The sequence below is a fragment of the Hassallia byssoidea VB512170 genome, from assembly GCF_000817785.2.
Taxonomy (GTDB): domain Bacteria; phylum Cyanobacteriota; class Cyanobacteriia; order Cyanobacteriales; family Nostocaceae; genus Hassallia; species Hassallia carrinoi.
The window spans coordinates 1-2,959 of record NZ_JTCM02000218.1; the positions used below are offsets into that span (position 1 = coordinate 1).

Below are 2,959 nucleotides of genomic sequence, written 5' to 3' on the forward strand. Positions count from 1 at the left end.
ACAAAAAGCCGACAATACCCGGAGACTAGTTAATAAAGCCTGCCCTATTTCTTACGGCAATTTCCAGGTCCCGTTTTGTCTGATTTTTTGTCACCCCCGCAATGGGTTACACAGTATGTGGAAAATTGGTTGGATCGTAATTACCAAGCTCCTGTATACTCAGATTTAATTCATGCTGCTTTAATTGCGGCTGAAAATAAACTTGACACTCAAGAAAGACAAGTGTTGCAACTCTTCTACGGACACAAACTGAATGAACAACAAATTGCCACTCAACTTGATATAACTCAATCATAAGTTACAAATTTAATCCGAAAAACTCGCGCTAAATTAGAAGCATCTGTAATCAAAGAAATTGATACAATCATTAAAAAGTTTTTACAAATTTGGTTGACAAGAAAATATAGAATTAATCTAGTTGAATCACCTAGTAAATATTTAACTTTAGTACAAACAAAAACACAAAAGTTAGAAATAATTCATGCTGTATTATAAAAATGCTAAAAAAAATACGTATCTACGTATAATTAATGAGGCAACGTCATTTAATAGTCAAAAAAACACACCGTCATACCCTATGCGAACGTCTGTTCGCAGGGTAGGTTTTGAGAAAAGGGTAAAATATCGTTATAACCTAACAGGGGTTCGTTCGCATCTCATACTACGGTACATTGCGACATCAAAACTTCTAGCCTCTAAAAAACCAGAATATTTGTATCATAATAAAAAATCACTACCACAAACCCAGGACAGCGAAAATTACCAAAAGAAGGAGGTAGAAGTGGTGTTTGATTTTAATCAGTTAGAAACAGCTTTGGCAAATAATTTTTGGTTAAAGATATCACCGACAGAGCAAAAGAAAGCTTGGAAACAATCTGAAAATCATTCTAATGGAATAGCTCGTTACAATGCCGATCTGAATAATATTTGCTTGCAAACCTTCTTTAAGTGGTTAAAAGACTAGCTTGCAGAAGAATCGATGCCTAAATCAATCTTACCAAATGAAGATAGTTTAGCTAGCATTTGGGAAGTGGTCAATGGTGCAGTAATTGGGGTAGGTGAAAGACGAATAGTGTTAATTCCCAGTTGGCAGTTTATAGATGACTTCTAATCTATCTTCGAGAATGATGGGATAGATAAATGCGGTATTCGTATCTATATTCTTATTTTTGTCTATTTCTCGCGCAATTGGTAGCAATTGCCCAAGGTTGCATTGTAAAAAATTCTGCAATTCGGCAAGTTGAAGTGCGTCGATATTTGCAATTGCTTGAGCGATCGCATCCTGAGATAGTTGCGAGTTTTCCTGAGGACGCAAAAGTAAATCAATTAATCCACGATATACAGGTTCTACGTTATCGCGGTAAGAAAATTGTACGTCGGAATTGATTGCAAGTAAATCGTTACGTACAACATCAAGACTTTCTACTGCCCAAGAGTAAAATGCCACAGCTTCCTTATCTTTCCCCTGCGATGCCATAATTCTTCCTAATTGCCATTCCCACTGATAAGCAATATCCGGTGCGGTAATTGATTGTGCCAGAAGTAAAGCTTGCTGTGTTAATTGTTGGCTATGACGAAAGTTAATATCCTTATGAGAATTTGATTTTTGTTGCAACTTCGGCTGTGGATTTGCAGCTAGATATTCATAAAATCCACCGCGACTACCAAGCGCATAAGATAAAGCGCGAGAATCTTGAAGTTGGGTAGCATCGTCAATTGCTGCTAGCAATAAATTATTAATTTCCTGCCATTGTGGGGTATTATGCTGTGATATACAAGTGAGATTTTTAGCAACATTGATATGTGCATACACAGCTTGACGACCTTTTGGTAAGTCAGAAAGCTTGATTTCTCTCCACAATGCCTGTGCTGCTGCAAATTGTCCACTTTCCACAAGCAAGCTTAAGTAATTAATTTGCGTTTGTGTCCGCACCGTTGACGGGGATGCAGTATTCAATACCTGTTTATACTGAGATGCTGCATCTTGATAAAATTGTAATGCGGTATCGGGAAGGAGTTGCTCTTGACACTGCCAAGGGATATTATTATAGTTGCGTGCAGTAGTGCGATCGCGTTCTAAATTTCCCAATGCTCTTACAGTATTACCTAAACTGATAAAAGTTGCATGTATATCTTGGGGAGAGTTCAATTTTTCTGCTATTTCTTGACTCTTTTTCGCAGTGATGTCACTCAACGAAGTTAATTGTTCGCGACGATTTAACCCAAAGATCCCTTGAGCCGTGATTTCGATAAAACCACCCTTGCCCTCAAAAGCATTAGCAATAATATCATTATTTTCCTGGGGAACAGCAACAATAAAGCCATTAAAAGCATCAATTTTGATGTTGCCACCATTCCCAGGAGCTTGTCTGGTGCCAGCAGTAGCAGATATTATGCTGTTTTGACGCATCAATAATAAATCCTGCACCTGTAGTGTAATATTCCCACCGTTATTTGATTGTGTTTCTGCTGTAATAGCACCTTGGTTGTCTAATTGGATAAATCTAGCTGAAGCTTCTATATTTCCTGCTACTCCTGAACCTTGACTGCTAACTGTAACTGCTGCCTTATCTCTAATGTTTAACTGATTAGAGCGAATGAATATATTACCTCCATTGCCAGTAGAATTGACATCGGTACTTGCAAGCAACCCACTAGCAGCGCCTTGATTGGTGATAATATCTACACCAAGCTGAGTAATTTTTGTCGTACGTACATCATAAATCTTGTCAGTACCCGAAAGGATGATACTGTCTGAGACATTAAGTATGATATTACCTGCATTGCCACGGTTGCGTGTGGATGTGACAACTTGTCCGCCATTCGTGGTTGCAAAAGTCTGAGTCTTAATATTAATGTTACCCCCTACGCTAAAACGCCGACATTACGGGACAGCCAAGTTTAATAGATCCAAGGGCACAAGAGCGACTATCAAAGGATGAAGGAACCGTCTCCGTTT

The 2,959-nt window shown here is 38.4% G+C and carries 4 protein-coding genes; 3 read left to right on the forward strand and 1 reads right to left on the reverse strand.

Annotation, left to right across the window (positions count from 1 at the left end; genetic code table 11):
- The first annotated feature begins 129 nt into the window (after window positions 1-129).
- The 3 genes from PI95_RS34960 to PI95_RS37100 all read left to right on the forward strand — a co-directional run bounded on the left by PI95_RS34960 (window position 130) and on the right by PI95_RS37100 (window position 1,111).
- Window positions 130-297: a sigma factor-like helix-turn-helix DNA-binding protein gene (locus PI95_RS34960; RefSeq protein WP_163519481.1), complete on the forward strand. Its 168-nt coding sequence runs from the start codon at window positions 130-132 to the stop codon at window positions 295-297.
- Window positions 298-481: 184 nt separating this feature from the next.
- Window positions 482-964 (forward strand): DUF1822 family protein, encoded by a 483-nt coding sequence (locus tag PI95_RS36575; RefSeq protein ID WP_236117348.1) that lies wholly within the window; start codon window positions 482-484, stop codon window positions 962-964.
- A gap of 15 nt (window positions 965-979) precedes the next feature.
- Window positions 980-1,111, forward strand: a complete 132-nt coding sequence (locus PI95_RS37100; protein WP_268896863.1) for a hypothetical protein — start codon at window positions 980-982, stop codon at window positions 1,109-1,111.
- Here PI95_RS37100 and PI95_RS34970 read toward each other — a convergent pair.
- Window positions 1,076-2,650 carry an S-layer family protein gene (locus tag PI95_RS34970; protein ID WP_052324764.1) on the reverse strand — a complete coding sequence of 525 codons (1,575 nt, stop codon included), beginning with the start codon at window positions 2,648-2,650 and terminating at the stop codon, window positions 1,076-1,078. The two genes, PI95_RS37100 and PI95_RS34970, sit on opposite strands and share 36 nt — an antisense overlap.
- Window positions 2,651-2,959 lie beyond the last annotated feature (309 nt).

Excerpts from the sequence above, each read along its gene's own strand:
- PI95_RS37100 (WP_268896863.1), top strand. The coding sequence starts at position 980 with ATGCCTAAATCAATCTTACCAAATGAAGATAGTTTAGCTAGCATTTGG.
- PI95_RS36575 (WP_236117348.1), top strand. The coding sequence starts at position 482 with ATGCTGTATTATAAAAATGCTAAAAAAAATACGTATCTACGTATAATT.